This is a genomic window from Pseudoxanthomonas sp. Root630 (assembly GCF_001427585.1).
Classification (GTDB): domain Bacteria; phylum Pseudomonadota; class Gammaproteobacteria; order Xanthomonadales; family Xanthomonadaceae; genus Pseudoxanthomonas_A.
Genome location: NZ_LMGY01000007.1, coordinates 71631 through 88347, shown reverse-complemented (window position 1 = coordinate 88347; position 16717 = coordinate 71631). Strand labels below are relative to the sequence as shown.

Here is a 16717-nt window from a genome sequence, read left to right as displayed (position 1 = left end):
GACTTCCGGGCACCCATCAACGAGGGACAGGCAGATAGCCTGCCCTTCGTCATACGTCCGGCAACTGCGAGTCGGCAGCAACATTTCTCGGCGCCTCAGCGCGCCTTTGCCGGGATGTCACCCCCGCGCAAGCGGGGGTCCAGCRACTTCCGGGCACCCATCAACGAGGGGACAGGCAGATAGCCTGCCCTTCGTCATGCGTTCGGCAACTGCGAGTCGGCAGCAACATTTCTCGGCGCCTCAGCGCGCCTTTGCCGGGATGTCACCCCCGCGCARGCGGGGGTCCAGCGACTTCCGGGCACCCAYCAACGAGGGGACAGGCAGATAGCCTGCCCTTCGTCATACGTCCGGCAACTGCGAGTCGGCAGCAACATTTCTCGGCGCCTCAGCGCGCCTTTGCCGGGATGTCACGTCCGGCAACTGCGAGTCGGCAGCAACATTTCTCGGCGCCTCAGCGCGCCTTTGCCGGGATGTCACCCCCGCGCAGGCGGGGGTCCAGCGACTTCCGGGCACCCCTCCATCGAAGAAGGGCAGGCCTCGCGCCTGCCCTTACTTTTTTACGCCTCGTGCAGGCGCACGTTGGCGACCAGCACGCCATTCGCATCGGCATAGATCCAATCGCCCGGCGCGATCGACAGGCCGGCGAACGCCACCGGCACATCCACGTCGCCCAGGCCGCGCTTCTCGGTCTTCATCGGATGCGACGCCAATGCCTGCACGCCGAGCGGCAAGGCGGCGAGCGCATCGACATCGCGCACGCAACCGAAGATCAGGAAACCGGACCAGCCGTGCTTCACCGCATTCGCCGCGATCTGGTCGCCCAGCAGCGCACGCCGCAACGAACCGCCGCCATCGACCACGATCACCCGACCCTCGCCCGGTGTGGCGGCCAGCTCGCGCACGCGCGAGTTGTCCTCGAAACACTTCACCGTCACCGCCGGCCCGGCGAAGGCGACGCGTCCGCCATAGCCGCGGAACACCGGCTCGGCGACCTGCACATCGGGAAACTGGTCGCACAGGTCGGGCGTGGTCCAGGACATGCGGGCTCTCCGGCGTGGGGTATCCCGATGGTAACGCGGCGCTGACGGCCGTCGCGCTATCCTGATCGCATGGACGATCTTTTCGCTGCCCCGCCGCCCGCTGCGACCGACGGCATCCGCGTCGGCATCGGCGGCTGGACCTTCGCGCCGTGGCGGAAGAATTTCTATCCCGATGGTCTGGTGCAACGGCGCGAGCTGGAATACGCCAGCCGCCAGCTGACCGCGATCGAAATCAACGGCACCTACTACGGCGCGCAAAAGCCGGCGACCTACGCCAGCTGGCGCGACCAGACGCCGGACGGCTTCGTGTTCTCGGCCAAGGCGCCCAAACGGATCATGCAATCACGCTCACTGGCGTCGACGCGGGCGCAGGTCGAGGATTTCGTCGGCGGCATCGCCGAACTGGGCGCGAAACTGGGGCCGCTGGTCTGGCAGTTCGAAGCGGGCCGACGTGTCGAGGCGGAAGAGCTCGATGCCTTCCTGGCGTTGCTGCCGCGCGACGTGGACGGCCGCCCGCTGCGGCACGCGCTGGAAGTCCGCGACCCTGCCGCCGTGGACGCGGACTTCATCGAACTCGCGCGCCGCCACCAGGTGGCCACGGTCTTCACCGACTCCACCGACTATCCGTCCTTCGCCGACCTCACCGCCGATTTCGTCTACGCACGCCTGATGCGCTCGCAGCCGATCGAGGCCGGTTACCCGCCGAAGGAACTGGCGCAATGGGCCGAGCGCGCACGCACCTGGTCGCGCGGCGAAGACATCGCCGAGCTGCCGCACGTGGGCGAGCCTGCGCCCGCGCTGCCCAGGCGCGACGTGTTCGTGTACTTCATCAGCAGCGCGAAGGAACGCAACCCGGCAGCGGCGATGGCGCTGATCCGGGAACTCGCGAAGTAACCTCAGTAGCGCAACGGCCGCTTCGCGATGATCCAGGCGGCCACACCCGTACCGACCAGGCAGGTGAACGCCACATAGTGCGCGGGCGCCAACGGGCCCCACGCCTTCGACAACCAGGCGAGCAGCGGCGGCGTCAGCCCACCGAACACCGCGTAGGCCACGTTGTAGGAAAACGACAGGCCGGAAAAGCGGACCTCCGGTGGAAACGCCGCAACCATCAACGCCGGCGTCACGCCGACCACGCCGCAGCAGAAGCCGGCCAGCGTGTACCACGCCACGAACTGCGCCTCATGCCCCGACAGCAGCGCGCCGTACAGCGCGTAGGCGGCCACGCCCAATCCCAGCGACCCCGACAGCAGCGCGCGCCCCACGCCGATCCGGTCCACCGCCCAACCAGCCGCCAGGCAGCCGAACACCAGCGCCAGCGTCGCCAGGCTGTTGCCGCGGAATGCGACGGCCGGCGCGATGCCGAAGCTGGTCTGCACCAGGGTCGGCGTCAGCAGCACGATGACGACGATCGCCGCCGTCAGCTGCCACGAGGCGAGGATCGACAGCACCACGGCCGGCCTATGCGCGGCGAGCACCTGCTTGACCGGCACCTGGCGCGCGAGTTGCCGGCGTTCGCGCATCTCGACGAAGACCGGCGTTTCTTCCAGCCAGCGGCGCAGCCACACCGCGACGAAGCCGAACACGCCGCCGATCAGGAACGGCACGCGCCATACCCACGCCTGCACCTCCGCGGTGCTGTAGTGCGTATTGATCCACGCGGCCAGCAGCGAGCCGATCAGGATGCCGGCGGTCAGGCCCGCGGTCAGTGTCGCGCAGGCGATGCCCACGCGGCTGCGCGGCACGTGCTCGGCGACGAACACCCACGCGCCCGGCACTTCGCCACCGACCGCGATGCCCTGCACGATCCGCATCGCCAGCAACAGCAGCGGCGCCAGCGCACCGACCTGCGCATGCGTGGGCAGCAGGCCGATCAGCAAGGTCGGTACCGACATCATGAAGACGCTGAGCGTGAACATGCGCTTGCGACCCAGACGGTCGCCGAAATGCGCCATCACGATGCCGCCGAGCGGACGCGCCACGTAACCGGCGGCGAAGATGCCGTACACCTGCAACTGCGCCAACCAGGGTGCGGTGCCGGGCGGGAAGAACAGGACGCCCAGCGTCTTGGCGAAGAACACGAACACGACGAAGTCGTAGAACTCCAGCGCACCGCCCAGTGCCGACAGGCCGAGCGTCTTCGCATCGCGCCGGTCGAAGGGACGGTGGATCGGATGCGATGCGTCGCCGGACGTCATGCGGAAATCCTGAAGGTCGGCACAGTCATGGCGCGCGAACATCGCATGCCGCACGAGACGCGTCCAGCGTTGTCGCTTCCTGTAGGAGCGACGTCAGTCGCGACCGCACGCCGACCTCGCCAGGGTAACGTCAGCCATCCGACGAACCACGGCCGCTGCAGCGTCACTTGACCGGTGGACGCGCAATCGCGACTCACGTCGCTCCCACGGCGGGTTCGCGATGGCGGCCGAGCAAACGGTCCAACCCCACGACGACCAGCCCCAGCACCACGAACACCCCCATCACACCGAGCGCGTTGATGCCGACCCGCGCCCAGCCGAGCTGACCCACGTCGATGAAGGGATAGGGGTATTCGCCCACCCATGCACCGCGCAGGAACACCCAGACGACGTAGCCCAGCGGGAACAGCAGCCAACCCGCCACGTCGCGCCAGCGCAGCGTTCCGTGCGGTACACAGGCCAGCCACCATGCCCAGTACGCCAGCGGCACCGCGTAGTGCAGGCCGGTGTCGGCCCACCACTGCGCGCCCTGCGGTTGCCACAGATGGCGCAGGATGAAGAAGTAGATGCTGCCGGTGACCCCGATGTAGAGCGCGACCGCACCGCGCACGCGGGCCTGCGCGAAGAAGCCGGAATGCACCGCGGCCGCTGCGGACGCGACCAGCGCCACCGCGATGTTGCTGAGGATCGTGAAGTAGGTGAGGAACCGCACCGTGCCCAGGACCGCACCGACGTTGTCGCGGGTCAGCTGCAGGATCAGCACGTACTGCAGTGCCAGCGCCGTGAGGGCCAGCAGTCCCACGAGGGCGGCGAACGTACGGGGTACGACGGGAAGGCGTGCAGGCGACATCGGTCATCCTCGGTCCGCAGTCCCGCCAGCTTGCCATGGCGAGTGCCCGGTCGGGAGTGGTCCCATCGCCAGCCGCGCGGCGCTTCGGCGACAATGCGCGCATGCCGATGACACCGACCGCCAAGGCCCAGTTGCAGATCCACCTGTGCGTCCTGCTTTGGGGCTTCACCCCCATCCTGGGCAAGATGATCAGCCTGTCGGCCCTGCCGCTGGTGTGGTGGCGCATGCTGATCGTGGTCGTGGCGCTGGCGCTGTTGCCGCGCGTCTGGCGCGGCCTGCGCGCGATGCCGGCGAAGCTGGTGCTCGCGTATTGCGGCATCGGCCTGATCGTCGCCCTGCACTGGCTGACCTTCTACGGCGCGATCAAGCTGTCCAACGCCTCGGTCGCGGTGACCTGCATCGCGCTGGCGCCGGCCTTCACCTCGGTGATCGAGCCCTGGCTGACGCGTCGCCCGTTCTCGTGGCGCGAACTGCTGTTCGGCCTCGCGGTGCTGCCGGGCGTGGCGCTGGTCGTGGGCGGCATTCCCGACGGCATGCGCCTGGGCGTGCTGGTGGGCGCGCTGTCGGCGCTGCTGGTGGCCGTGTTCGGCCCGCTCAACAAGCGCCTGATCGACCATGGTGAACCACTGACCATCACCGGCCTGGAACTGGGCGCCGGCACGCTGCTGCTGACCGCGCTCGCCCCGCTGATGCCGACGCTGTTCCCGGCGTTCGCAGGCGACCTGTTCGTGCTGCCCGGCCTGAAGGACGGCGCCCTGCTCGTGATCCTGTCGCTGGCCTGCACACTGCTGCCGTTCGCGCTGTCGCTGGTCGCGCTGAAACACCTCAGCGCCTACGGCGTGCAGCTGGTGACCAACCTGGAACCGGTCTACGCCATCGTCCTGGCCATCGTGCTGCTGGGCGAACAGCGCGAACTGACGCCGCTGTTCTACCTCGGCGTGGGCATCATCCTGGCCGCGGTGTTCCTGCACCCCCTGACCCAGCGCAGCAAGCGCATCGAACACCCGGAAGTGCTCGGCACCTCCGAGGCGAAGAACGTCGTCGACTGAACCGGACGGAGACGCGCCGCCATGCCTTGTCCACGCCTTTCCGTGCTGGCCGCCCTCGCACTGGCCACGCTCGCCTCATCCGTCACACCGACCTCCATCGCCCAATCGCGCGCGCCCCTCTACCGGGAGATCAAGGACTGGGTCGTGGCCTGCGACAACACCCTCCGCTGCCAAGCGGCCAGCGCCGGCATGGATGCGCAGCTGATCCTGCGCCTGGTCAACGAAGCAGGCCCTGACGGCGGCCCGGCACTGCTGCTGGAATCGGAAACCCCGGTCGATCCTGCCACGCTGCGCCTGGACGGGCGGACCTTCGCGGCGGCGGCGCTGCTACAGTAGGCCGCACGCGGCAACGATGACGGCAGCCTGCAACGCATCGGCCGCAACGCCGCGCAGGCGCGTGCCTTCCTCGACGCCATCCGCAACGGCGAACGCCTCACCGCCGGCGACGACGAAGCGGCACCCGATGCCTCGCTGGCCGGACTGGCCGCGGCTCTGCTGTTGATCGACGAAACCCAGGGCCGACTGGGCACCACCACCGCCCTGCTCCATCGCGGTCCATTGCCGGCCATGCGCGTGCCGCCGCAGCAGCCCGCGCCGGAAGTTCCGCACGCTACCACCCGCACATCGTCACTGACGGAGTTGCAGCGGCAGCAACTGGTGCACACGGTGCGCGAACGCGCCGCCGACGAATTGCGACGCGAGGAGTGCGAGACCGATGGCACGTACGACACGGCCGATTCGCTGAGCGACGGCGAGGCCCTGGTCCTCATCGAGTGCTGGCGCGGCGCGTATCAGTCCTCCAGCCTGGCGTTCCGCCTCCCGCGCGATGGATCGGGCGCCCCGCAACGCGTGCGCCTGACGCTGCCGTTCCGCATCGACGGCGAGGATCGCGTCGTCGACACCTTCACCGCAGCGGCCTACGAAAAGGGGCAGCTATCCCACTACGCCAAGGGGCGCGGCCTGGCGGACTGCGGGGAAAGCGCTACCTGGGTATTCGACGGCCAGGACTTCCGGCTGCGCGACTACTACCTGCTGCGTGCGTGCCAAGGCCGGCCAGGTGAATGGCCCGCGCTGTGGCGCAGTCGCGACGACTGACGCGCGTCAGCGGGCGACGACCACCGGCACCGGACTGGTCGCGATCACCTTCAGCGCCACCGAACCGACCAACAGCTGCTTCAAGGCGCCGCGGCCATGCGTGCCCATCACCACCAGGTCGGCCTTGCCCGACTTGGCCAGCTTGACGATGCTCTCGGCGGGCTCGCCCACCAGCACCTTCTCGACGAACGGGATCTGCGCGCGCTTGAGCGCGGTGCGTGCCTTCTTCAGCGCGTACGCGCCGTTCTCCGCGTGGTAGCGCTCCACGCCGTCGCTGCCCAGCTCGAGCGCGACCGACCGCAGCAGCGGCGGATCGACATACAACAGGGTCACGGTGGGCAGGTCCGCCAGGGACTTGCTGAGCTCCACCAGGTGGCGAACGGCCGCCAGGCCGATCTCGCTTCCGTCCACGGCCAACAGGATCTTCATCGTCGTGCTCCGTCCGGGGCGGCTGCACGGTGCGCCGCCGACGGAGACACGATGCGTCAGTCCGCCGCAGCCCGCATTGATCCCGATCAACTCAGGCGGCGGCCACCACCACGCGGTCGCGGCCGTTGCGCTTGGCCTCGTACAGCGCCTGGTCGGCGCGGCGGAACATGGTCTCCGCCGTGTCCTCGCGCAGGCGTGCCGCCAGGCCGATGCTGACGGAGATCGGCAGGCCCATCGGCAGCAGGCCCACGCTCTGGCGCATGAATTCGCACTGCAGGCGGGCTTCTTCCAGCGTGGCGCCGGGCATCAGGATGACGAACTCCTCGCCGCCGTGGCGCGCGGCCAGGCCGCGACCGGCCGCCTGCGCCTTCAGCATGTCGGCCAGGGCCACCAGCACGCGGTCGCCCTCGTCGTGCCCGTGGATGTCGTTGACCGTCTTGAAGTGGTCCACGTCCAGCACGGCGACCGCGAGCGGGTCGCCGCTCTGCGCGGCCTTCTGCATGGCGCCGTCCAGCGCGGCCGTGAATGCACGGCGATTGGGCAATCCGGTCAACGGATCGGTCTTCGTCTGCTCGGACAGATCGGCGTTCTGCTGTTCCAGCTGATCCTGGTACAGCTGCATCTGCTGCTCGTACCAGGCGCGCTCGTGCAACTGGTGCCTCAGTTGCTTGCTCACGCGGCGCAGTTCCAGCAACTGGACGATCTGCCGCGACAGCGCATCCAGCGCCTGCAACTGGAAGGGGGCGAGCTCGTGCGGTTGGTCGTCCACCACGCACAGCGCGCCCAGCGCCAGGCCTTCCTGCGTCACCAGCGGCGCACCGGCGTAGAAGCGGATGCCGTTCGCCGCGGTCACCAGCGGGTTGTCGGCGAAGCGATGGTCGCGGGTGGCGTCGGACACCACGGTCGCGGCACCGGGATCCAGCACGGTATGCGCGCAGAACGAGGTGTCCAGCGACGGGTCCGGACTGGCCATGCCCACCTGCGCCTTGAACCACTGGCGGTCGCGGTCGATCAGCGTCACCGCCGCCATCGGCACGCCGCAGATGCCGGCGGCGATGCGGACCAGGTCGTCGAAGGCCCGTTCGGGCTCGCTGTCGAGGATGTCGAAGCTGCGCAGGGCGGCGAGGCGCTGTTCTTCGTTGTCGGGCTTGGGCGGCTTGCTCATGCCGGCAATCGGGGTGTTGGAGACGCGCGCAGTATGCCTGCGTTCCCGGGGAAGGTAAGCCGCACCAACGCGACCGCGATCACGCTACCGTTACCAGACATCCTGCTGCGGCAGCAGGCCGCGCAGCTCCTGGTCGGTGAGGTTGCGCCAGCGGCCCGGCTTCAGGTCGCCCAGCTTGACGTTGTCGATGCGCACGCGCCGCAGTTGGGTGACGCGGTAATCGAACGCGGCTGCCATCAGGCGGATCTGCCGGTTCAGGCCCTGGGTCAGGGTGATGCGGAAACCGAACTTGGCGATCCGGCTGGTCCGGCACGGCAGCGTCATCTCGCGGTGCACGCGCACGCCGCGCGCCATGCCACGCAGGAATTCGTCGGTCACCGGCTTGTTCACCGCCACCAGGTATTCCTTCTCGTGGCGATTCTCCGCGCGCAGGATCTGGTTGACGATGTCGCCGTTGCTGGTCAGCAGGATCAGCCCTTCCGAATCCTTGTCGAGCCGGCCGATCGGGAAGATGCGCTGCTCGTGGCCGATGAAGTCCACGATGTTGTCCTTCACCGAGGATTCCGTGGTGCAGGTGATGCCGACCGGCTTGTTCAGCACGATGTAGACATGCCGGCGCTTGCCGGCCTTCGCCGCGCGCAGCTTGAGCGGCTGGCCGTCGACGAGGACCTCGTCGCCCTCGCCCACCACCGCGCCGGTGCCGGCGGCGATGCCGTTGACGGTGACGCGCCGCTCGGCGAGCAGGCGGTCGGCCTCGCGGCGGGAACAGAAGCCGGTGTCGGCGATGTACTTGTTGAGGCGGACGGTCATGCCGCCATTATCCGGGATCGGCCGGCCCGCGTCGCCCGCTGCGCGCTCAGGCGGGCTCCGGCACCGCCTCATCGACCGTGGCGAGGTCCGCCAGCGGGCACGGCACGTGCACGGCGTAGCCCTGCACGAAGCCGATGCCCACTTCGCGCAGCTGGGTCATCACCGCCTCCGACTCGACCCATTCGGCGATGGTCACCTTGCCCAGCGCCTGCCCCATCTGGCTCATCGAGCGCACCAGGGCCAGGTCGGATTCGCCCTTGGCCAGGTCGCGGATGAAGGCACCGTCGATCTTGAGGATGTCCACCGCCAGCCGCTTGAGGTAGCCGAACGACGACAGCCCGCTGCCGAAATCGTCCAGCGCGATGCAGCAGCCGCGCGCGCGCATGCCGTCGATGAAGCGGCAGGCGTCGTCCAGGTTGGCGATCACGGCGGTTTCGGTGATCTCGAAGCACAGCCGCTGCGCCACACCGGGGTGCTGGTCGAGCAGCAGGTTCACGTGATCGAGGAAGGCCGGATCGGCGATCGACTGCGCGGAGACGTTCACGTGGCACAGGTCCACGCGCGCCAGCTCCCTGGGGTGGCGCGCGAAATGGCGGCACAGCGCATCGATGACGGCGCGGTCCACCGCCATGCCCTGCCCGTAGCGCTCCATCGCCGGCAGGAACACGCCGGGCGCGTGCACGTGCCCTTCGCGGTCGCGCAGCCGCACCAGCACTTCGTACTGCAGACGATCGCTGCCATCGAGCGCGACGATCTGCTGCGCGTACAACAGCAGGCGATCTTCGGCGATGGCCAGTTGCGTGTGCGCGACCCATTCCAGCTCGTGCCGGCGACGCGACAGGCTGGGGTCCGAATCGCGGTAGCAGCGGATGCGGTTGCGGCCCTCTTCCTTCGCCATGTAGCACGCCGCGTCGGCCGCGCGCAGCAGCCAGTCCACGTCCACCGCCGCATCGTTGATCTCGGCCACGCCGATGCTGCAGTTGAGGCCGAACCCGCGCCCGTTCCACTGGAACGAGGCCTCCGCCAGTGCGGCGTGGATGCGCGCCATCGCCGCTTCGGCTTCTTCCAGCGTGGTGTCGTGCAGCAGGATCGCAAATTCGTCGCCGCCCAGCCGGCCCAGCCAGTCGTCGCGGCGCAGCTGCGCGGCCACCCGGCTGGCGAAATGGCAGAGGAAGCGGTCGCCGGCCTCGTGGCCGCAGGTGTCGTTGACCAGCTTGAACTGGTCCAGGTCGATGTAGCACAGCGTGTGCCTGCCCGCGCACCCGCGCGCCTGCCCCAACGCGCAGCCGAGGCGCCGGGCGATCTCGCGGCGGTTGATCAAGCCGGTGAGTTCGTCGTGACTGGCCTGGTGCGCGATCTCGCAGGCGAGTTCGTGCGCATCGGAAACGTCTTCCACCAGCACGAACATGCGGCCATCGCGGTGCGCATGCGCCGCCACCCGCGATGCGGTCCATCGGACCCAGCGCACGTCGCCGTCCCGGCGCACCAGCCGGCGCTCGCCCGGTTCGAGCATGCGCGCCCAGTCGATGGCGCCCGCCGCGTCCCGCTTCAGGTCGTCGGTGTGCAGCACATCCTCCAGCCGCAGCGTGCGCAGGTCGGGCAACGGCAAGCCCAGGATCTGCGCGAGCGCCTCGTTGGCCTGGGTGAAACGACCTTCGTGGTCCAGCTTGAGCATGCCCACCGCGGATTGGTGGAACGCCATGCGGAATTCGCTTTCGGTTTCGCGCACGCGCCGCAGCGTGCTGCGCACCAGGTGCAGGGCGTAGGCGCACAACACCAGGAAGACCAATGCGCTCAACGCCAGCAAGCCATGCCGCATGAAGTCGGCACCTTCCGCCAGCGAACGCGAGAAAGCGATCTCGCGCGGGCGCAGGCGCGCATCGAGCGCCGTCAGTTCGCGCTGGTACGCCAGCACCTCGGCCGCGTCCAGACGGCGGGACGCCTGCCGCGCCTCCAGTTCGTCGGCCAGGCGCACCAGCTGCAGGATCTCCCCCTCGGCCTCGCGCCACAGGCGGACCGAATCGCGGAAGTACGGCGCGCCGCTGAGCACGCGGTACATCCGGATCAGACGGTCGAGGTTGCCGGGGGCGTTGCCGCCCTGCAGGAAGCCGGCCCGCGCCGCGGCCATGTCCGCCGGGTCCTGCTCCAGCGCCAGCCGCGCCGCGCGGTCGCCCAGCGGCACCTGCAGCGCCGCACGTGCATCCGCCAGGTCATCGGGCCGGCCGTGGCTGGCATAGCGATAGAGGCTGTGCACGGCGCGCTGCTGCGCCTTGGACCAGTGGCTCTCGCCGATGATGTACGCCGTCGCGCCGGCCTGCGTTTCCAGGATCGCGGCGGTCAGCAACGCCCCCAGCGCGGACAACAGGATCAGCGCCATCACCCGGGCGGGCAGGCGCTGCAGACCCCTGTCGTTGTCGCGACCGGCGGGCATGCCGGCGGGTGATGCTTCCCTGTTGTCCACGTACCGCTCCCGTCGGTGCTGGCCCTGTACGGGGGCCGGACACGCAGACCCCCGCGTTCGTTCATCGGCCCCGCCGGCGCCCGCTTGAGGGTGCCGGGACCTTGTCGACGCAAGGAGCCGACCAGTGGTCGTGCTGCGTCAGTTGTTGCCGTCCAGCGCGGCCTCGGCTTCGACCACCTGGTCGCGCCCGGCGCGCTTGGCCCGGTACATCGCGGCGTCCGCGCGACGCAGCAACGATGCGGCGTCGGTGTCGGTGGCGGCGAAGCTGGCAAGGCCGATGCTCGCGGTGACCGCCAGGCCGGGGATCGCGAGCCCTTCGCCCGCTGCGCTCACCTGCACGCGCATCCGCTCCAGGCGTTCGCGGGCCGCGTCGCCCCCGACGCCCGGCAGCAACACCAGGAATTCCTCGCCCCCCATCCGGATCACGTCCACCGGATCCCTGACCTCGGCGGTCAGCGTGCCGGCGACGGCCACCAGCACCCGATCGCCGACCGCGTGCCCGTGCACATCGTTGATGCGCTTGAACAGGTCGATGTCCAGGAAGCCCACCGACAGCGCATCCGCGCCGCCGCGGGCATCGGCCATGTGCTGTTCCAACCGCTTGAGGCCGGCGCGCCGGTTCGGCAGGCCGGTGAGTCCGTCGGTGTCGGCCAGCGCGCGCATCTCGTCGCGCTGGCGGCGCAGATGGCCCAGCCGCAGGTTCAGCACATAGGCGCTGACCGTCAGGAACCAGGTGATCGACAGCTGGACCGCTTCCACCCGGTACTCGATCAGGAGCCGACTGTCGGCGAGGTCCATGACCGTCATCGCCAGGAACGGCAGCACCGCGGCGATCGCGGCCAGCGCATCGGCACGGCGGTGGCGCAGGCTGGCCAGGCCCAGCATCAGGATCGCCGTGCAGCCCAGCGCGAACCCGGCGTCCATGCCGACCGCCAATCGCGACAGCGCGGCCAGCGGCAGCCACAGCGCAGCCAGCGCGGTCGCGCAGATGGCGGCGGTCAGCCATGGCAGCCAGCGCCCGGTCGCGGGCCAGGTGCGCGCGGCACCGACCAGCAGCCACATCACGTAGAGCAGCACTGGGAGGGCCAGGCACGAGAACACGATCAGCCAGCGCGACTCCTGGTCGCCGATCGGGAGCCACGGCTCGGGATACCCGCTCAGGCCGCTGAGCACGGCCTGCCCCAGCACGGTCAGCGTGCACAGCAGCGTGTAGCCGAGGAATACCCGGTCGCGCGTGCTCAGGAAGCCCATCAACGCCATGAAGGCCAGCGCGATGGCGATCGCCAGGCACGAGGTGCGCACCAGCAGGCGCGCGGTGTCGAACTGCTGCACCGGGCTCGGCGCCCCGATCCGCACGGTGGGGATCCAGCCCGGCTTCAGCGGCGCGGCCCAGGCGACCTGGATCGGCTCGTGGTTGCCCGCGGGCGGCACCACCACCATGCCGACGCCGGCGCGGAATCGGGAATCGCGGGTGCGCGCATCGTGCATGCGGCCGCAGATCTCGCGGTCGCCGTGGTGCACCCGGACTTCACCGGCGAAGATGTTGAAGACGTTGACCGCCTGCGGCGCGCCGGACCAGCCCTCGGGCGGCGCGGGGATTTCCACGCGCTCGCTCAGTTCGGCCTGCATGGCGGGCGTGCAGTGACGCTGCGGGGCCTGTTCCGACGTGGGCGCGCCGGTGACCAGGTAGTCACGGCCGACCTGCGGCGTGGCCAGGGCCAGGCACGGCAGTGCACAGAGCAGCATCAGCCACCCTGCGATCACGCCTCGCTGCCTCCCCGATCCCCTCACGAACACTCCGGTACGTCGCCGCTTCCCGACATCCGGTGCGCTGGCTTGCGTCTACGAAATGCAACTTCCATGCCACCTGCCGACGCCCCCGCGCCGGCCGGCCGTCACGCTTGCCGCGGCGGTCCCTTGCGGTGCGGCTTGCCGGCGGGCTTGCCCGCGCCGAACGGCTTGTCGCCGCGCGGCTTGCCCTTGCCTGCACCCGCACCCGCGCCGGCGCCGCCGAACTTGCGCGGCGGCGCGGTACCCGCACCGGCACCCCCCCCTTCGCCGGGCTTGTGGATGCGGAGCTGCTGGCCCGACACCCAGACCTTCTTCAGGTGCATCAGCACCTCGCGCGGCATGCCTTCGGGCAGGTCGAGCGTGGTGTGGTCGTGCTGGATGTCGATCCGGCCGATGTAGCGGCTTTCCAGCCCGGCTTCGTTGGCGATGGCGCCGACGATGTTGGCCGGCTTCACGCCATGGGCATGGCCCACTTCGATCCGGTAGGTCTCCATGCCCACGTCCGGCGCGCTCCGCGGCGGCTTGTCGGCGCGCGGACGGTCGACGTCCGGACGCTCGATCTTCGAACGCTCCGGCTTGTCGAAGCTGCGCGCCGGGCGCTCGCCTTGGCCGTCGTCATGGCGGCGCGGACGGTCATCGCGCTCGCGGCGCGGGGCGTTGCCGTAGGTCTCGCTGCGCACCGGGCGCTGTTCGCGCGGCGCGCGCTCCTGCGACAGCAACAGCGGCGTATCGCCCTGCACCAGCTGCGCCAGCGCCGCGGCGATATCCACGGCCGGCACGTTCTGTTCGCGCTCGTAGCGCTCGATCAGCGCGCGGAACTCGCCGGCCTTGCCCGACGCCAACGTGTCGGTGATGCGGGCCAGGAACTTCTCCACGCGGCGGTCGTTCACCGCTTCCACGCTGGGAAGCTGCATTTCCTCGATCGGCTGGCGCGTGGCGCGCTCGATCGAACGCAGCATGCCCTTCTCGCGCGGGGTGACGAACAGGATCGCGTCGCCGCTGCGGCCCGCACGGCCGGTACGGCCGATGCGGTGCACGTAGCTCTCGGTGTCGTACGGGATGTCGTAGTTCAGCACGTGGCTGATGCGCTCCACGTCCAGGCCGCGTGCGGCCACGTCGGTGGCGACGAGGATGTCCAGCTTGCCGTCCTTGAGCTGCTGGATGGTCTTCTCGCGCGCCGCCTGCTGCATGTCGCCGTTGATCGCGGCGGCGGCGAGGCCACGCGCCTGCAGCTTGTCGGCCAGTTCCTCGGTCGCCGCCTTGGTGCGGGCGAAGACGATCATGCCGTCGAACGGCTCCACTTCCAGGATGCGGGTCAGCGCATCCAGCTTGTGCATGCCGCTCACCCACCAGTAGCGCTGGCGGATATTGGCCGAGGTCGTGGTCTTGGCCGCGATGTTCACCTCGACCGGTTCTTTCAGATAGGTCTGGGCGATGCGGCGGATGGCCGGCGGCATGGTCGCGGAGAACAGCGCCACCTGGCGCGTTTCCGGCGTCTTCTTCAGCACGGTCTCGACATCGTCGATGAAGCCCATGCGCAGCATTTCATCGGCTTCGTCCAGCACCAGCGTGGTCAGGCCGGAGAGATCCAGCGAGCCGCGCTCGAGGTGGTCGATCACGCGGCCGGGCGTGCCGACGACGACATGCACGCCGCGCTTCAGCGCCTGCAGCTGCGGGTAATAGCTCTGGCCACCGTAGATCGGCAGCACGTGGAAGCCCGGGATCTTCGCCGCGTACTTCTGGAACGCCTCGGCCACCTGGATGGCCAGTTCGCGCGTGGGCGCCAGCACCAGCGCCTGCGGGCGATCGGCATTCAGGTTGATGTTCGCCAGTACCGGCAGCGCGAACGCCGCGGTCTTGCCGGTGCCGGTCTGCGCCGTGCCCAGCACGTCGCGCCCACCCAGCATGGCGGGGATGGTGGCGGCCTGGATCGGCGACGGGGTTTCGTAGCCCACCTCGGTGACGGCCGCCATGACCGGCGCGGACAGGCCGAGATCGGCGAACAACAGGGGGGCGGGCGAAGGGGATTCGGTAGACATGCGGGGACTCCGGGGCGTCGCGGAGCCGCACGCCGAGCCGCGTATTGTGCGCCCTGGGGGGCCTTCGTGTCGCGCTGCAGCGTAACCGGGCGTGAAATCAGCCGCCCGGCACCGCGGCCACCGCCACGCCGGCGAGCCAGCGCAGCAGGGTATCGACGTCCTGTTCGGCGCTGCCGGCGGCCTGCCCACCTGTGCGGCCAGGATCGCCCGCCCAGGCAGCCACCAGCGCGGCACGGTCGCGGGAGCCGTCCATCAGCGGCAACAGCGCACGCGCCACCGGCGACAGCTCCAGGCCCTCGTGCCAGAGATCCGCGGCATGGGGACTGCCTGGCGCCTGCGCAGCGACCATCGCCCGCACGCCCGCATCCACGTGCGGCCGCTCCAGCGATGCGTGCCCGGGAATGGCCTCGCGGCGGATCCGGGCCACGCCCTTGACCACCAGCACCTGCAGCAGTTCGTCGGTCGCGGCCTCGACCCGCTCCCGCGGCAGCCGGTCGGGGCCGCGCTGGGCGTCGAACGCATGGGCGACGAGTTCGTCGCGCGAGACCGTCGCCGGCCAACGGGCGGTGAGCAGATCGAACGCGCACTTCGCCGCGCTCAGCCCCGTGCCGATGCTGGTGCTGTCCTGCAGGCCGAAATGCTGGACCGATCCGTCCTGTCGCGTCGCACCGTCGCGGCACGGCATGCGGGCAGCGAAATGCAGCGCCTTCAATCGCGCACGGTCCAGGGCGAAGTCGCGCGTGCCGCGCGCCGCGTGGACCAGCAGCGTCTGCCGGAACGCGCGGTTGATGGCGAAATCCAGGTACTGCTCCATCCGCACCTGGTCGTGGCCGAAGGCGCGCTGCAGCGGTTCGGCGATCTGCGGGCCGTAGTTGGCCGGCACCATCATCGACGGCTGCGCTTCGGCCAGGTAGTCCAGCCCGTGGCCGCGCGCGCGCTCGAGGAACTGCCGGAAGTAGCACGGCAGGTTGTCGGGCTCGAGGTATTCGTGCGCGATGTAGTGATCGTTCGGATCGCGCAGGTACTTGAGGTTCTCCTGCAGCACGTGCGCCATCAGCCCGTCGCGCGGCGCCACCTGCTGCAGGAAACCCACCATCGCGCGCGCATACGCCACCTGCTCCTGCGTGCTGTCGCGGCCCTCGCTGTGCAGCAGCATCGCGTCGCGCAGCATCTCCTTGGCCTTCCAGCCCGGATAGGTGTTGTAGCTGACGAACACCACGCCGTCCTCGGACAGGCACGCGCTGCACAGGCGCAACATCGCGTCCTGGATCGCGGCCGGCACCCAGCTGTAGAGGCCATGGCAGACGATGTAGTCGAAACGGCCCAGCGACGCGACATCCAGGGTCGCCAGGTCGCCGGCCATCATCCGCATGTTCGGCAAGCCCATCCGGACCACCTGCGCGCGGCCGGCGTCCACCTGGACCTCGGACAGGTCCACGCAGACCGCATCGCCATCGGGATTGCGGACCGCGAACGGAATGATGTTGCCGCCCGACGCGCCGCCCAGTTCCAGCACGCGCGCGGTGCGCGGGTCCGGCGCGGCGTGGCCGAACAGCGTGGCCACGGCGGCGAGGTGTTCCGGAGCGCACTGCGGATAGGCGTACGACGCATAGGGAACGTGGTCGTAGCGCACGCGCACGTGGTCGAGGTGGGTCGTCATGCAGGAAGGCCGTCGAGGTCTGTCTGGAGCCCGTGACGGACCCGATGCCGCATTTTCACATATCGGCTGAGCCGGCACGGAAGGCAGGAACATCGCAGGCGACGGCCTGTGATGTTTCCCGCACAGCAGC

12 protein-coding genes and 1 pseudogene are annotated in these 16717 nt (G+C 69.7%); 3 read left to right on the top strand and 10 right to left on the bottom strand.

Features of this window, described 5'->3' with window-relative positions; translation table 11 throughout:
* Nucleotides 1–557: 557 nt before the first annotated feature.
* On the bottom strand, nucleotides 558–1040 hold the full coding sequence (rraA, locus tag ASD72_RS05560; protein ID WP_056878947.1) for a ribonuclease E activity regulator RraA: 483 nt from the start codon (nucleotides 1038–1040) through the stop codon (nucleotides 558–560).
* A gap of 69 nt (nucleotides 1041–1109) precedes the next feature.
* On the opposite strand from rraA, the gene ASD72_RS05555 reads away from it, so the two are divergent.
* Nucleotides 1110–1934: a DUF72 domain-containing protein gene (locus ASD72_RS05555; RefSeq protein ID WP_056878946.1), complete on the top strand. Its 825-nt coding sequence runs from the start codon at nucleotides 1110–1112 to the stop codon at nucleotides 1932–1934.
* A gap of 2 nt (nucleotides 1935–1936) precedes the next feature.
* On the opposite strand, the gene ASD72_RS05550 is transcribed toward ASD72_RS05555, so the two are convergent.
* Nucleotides 1937–3238 carry an MFS transporter gene (locus tag ASD72_RS05550; protein WP_056878958.1) on the bottom strand — a complete coding sequence of 434 codons (1302 nt, stop codon included), beginning with the start codon at nucleotides 3236–3238 and terminating at the stop codon, nucleotides 1937–1939.
* 193 nt (nucleotides 3239–3431) lie between these two features.
* The gene (locus tag ASD72_RS05545; protein ID WP_056878945.1) at nucleotides 3432–4088 is read right to left on the bottom strand and encodes a Pr6Pr family membrane protein; all 657 of its coding nucleotides are present in this window, start codon (nucleotides 4086–4088) and stop codon (nucleotides 3432–3434) included.
* A 101-nt stretch (nucleotides 4089–4189) separates the two neighbouring features.
* On the opposite strand from ASD72_RS05545, the gene ASD72_RS05540 reads away from it, so the two are divergent.
* Together ASD72_RS05540 and ASD72_RS05525 are read left to right on the top strand one after the other, a co-directional pair.
* A complete protein-coding gene (locus ASD72_RS05540; RefSeq protein WP_056878957.1) occupies nucleotides 4190–5137 on the top strand; it encodes a DMT family transporter in 948 nt (315 codons plus the stop codon).
* Nucleotides 5138–5158: 21 nt separating this feature from the next.
* A pseudogene (locus ASD72_RS05525) lies at nucleotides 5159–6232 on the top strand (DUF1176 domain-containing protein).
* Nucleotides 6233–6238: 6 nt separating this feature from the next.
* On the opposite strand, the gene ASD72_RS05520 reads toward ASD72_RS05525, so the two are convergent.
* The 7 genes from ASD72_RS05520 to ASD72_RS05490 all read right to left on the bottom strand — a co-directional run bounded on the left by ASD72_RS05520 (nucleotide 6239) and on the right by ASD72_RS05490 (nucleotide 16587).
* Nucleotides 6239–6661, bottom strand: coding sequence for a universal stress protein (locus tag ASD72_RS05520; RefSeq protein ID WP_056878941.1), 423 nt, complete (start codon nucleotides 6659–6661; stop codon nucleotides 6239–6241).
* 91 nt (nucleotides 6662–6752) lie between these two features.
* Nucleotides 6753–7826: a sensor domain-containing diguanylate cyclase gene (locus ASD72_RS05515; protein ID WP_056878940.1), complete on the bottom strand. Its 1074-nt coding sequence runs from the start codon at nucleotides 7824–7826 to the stop codon at nucleotides 6753–6755.
* A 90-nt stretch (nucleotides 7827–7916) separates the two neighbouring features.
* On the bottom strand, nucleotides 7917–8636 hold the full coding sequence (locus ASD72_RS05510) for a pseudouridine synthase (RefSeq protein ID WP_056878939.1): 720 nt from the start codon (nucleotides 8634–8636) through the stop codon (nucleotides 7917–7919).
* A 46-nt stretch (nucleotides 8637–8682) separates the two neighbouring features.
* Complete coding sequence (locus ASD72_RS05505; RefSeq protein ID WP_155944487.1) at nucleotides 8683–11097, bottom strand: EAL domain-containing protein; 2415 nt, start codon at nucleotides 11095–11097, stop codon at nucleotides 8683–8685.
* A 138-nt stretch (nucleotides 11098–11235) separates the two neighbouring features.
* The gene (locus ASD72_RS05500) at nucleotides 11236–12861 is read right to left on the bottom strand and encodes a GGDEF domain-containing protein (protein WP_235577944.1); all 1626 of its coding nucleotides are present in this window, start codon (nucleotides 12859–12861) and stop codon (nucleotides 11236–11238) included.
* Nucleotides 12862–12992: 131 nt separating this feature from the next.
* A complete protein-coding gene (locus ASD72_RS05495) occupies nucleotides 12993–14927 on the bottom strand; it encodes a DEAD/DEAH box helicase (RefSeq protein ID WP_056878936.1) in 1935 nt (644 codons plus the stop codon).
* A 97-nt stretch (nucleotides 14928–15024) separates the two neighbouring features.
* Nucleotides 15025–16587 carry a class I SAM-dependent methyltransferase gene (locus ASD72_RS05490; protein ID WP_056878935.1) on the bottom strand — a complete coding sequence of 521 codons (1563 nt, stop codon included), beginning with the start codon at nucleotides 16585–16587 and terminating at the stop codon, nucleotides 15025–15027.
* Nucleotides 16588–16717: the final 130 nt, after the last annotated feature.

Excerpts from the sequence above, each read along its gene's own strand:
- ASD72_RS05545 (WP_056878945.1), bottom strand. The coding sequence starts at position 4,088 with ATGTCGCCTGCACGCCTTCCCGTCGTACCCCGTACGTTCGCCGCCCTC.
- rraA (WP_056878947.1), bottom strand. The coding sequence starts at position 1,040 with ATGTCCTGGACCACGCCCGACCTGTGCGACCAGTTTCCCGATGTGCAG.
- ASD72_RS05555 (WP_056878946.1), top strand. The coding sequence starts at position 1,110 with ATGGACGATCTTTTCGCTGCCCCGCCGCCCGCTGCGACCGACGGCATC.
- ASD72_RS05510 (WP_056878939.1), bottom strand. The coding sequence starts at position 8,636 with ATGACCGTCCGCCTCAACAAGTACATCGCCGACACCGGCTTCTGTTCC.
- ASD72_RS05550 (WP_056878958.1), bottom strand. The coding sequence starts at position 3,238 with ATGACGTCCGGCGACGCATCGCATCCGATCCACCGTCCCTTCGACCGG.
- ASD72_RS05495 (WP_056878936.1), bottom strand. The coding sequence starts at position 14,927 with ATGTCTACCGAATCCCCTTCGCCCGCCCCCCTGTTGTTCGCCGATCTC.
- ASD72_RS05490 (WP_056878935.1), bottom strand. The coding sequence starts at position 16,587 with ATGACGACCCACCTCGACCACGTGCGCGTGCGCTACGACCACGTTCCC.
- ASD72_RS05515 (WP_056878940.1), bottom strand. The coding sequence starts at position 7,826 with ATGAGCAAGCCGCCCAAGCCCGACAACGAAGAACAGCGCCTCGCCGCC.
- ASD72_RS05540 (WP_056878957.1), top strand. The coding sequence starts at position 4,190 with ATGCCGATGACACCGACCGCCAAGGCCCAGTTGCAGATCCACCTGTGC.
- ASD72_RS05520 (WP_056878941.1), bottom strand. The coding sequence starts at position 6,661 with ATGAAGATCCTGTTGGCCGTGGACGGAAGCGAGATCGGCCTGGCGGCC.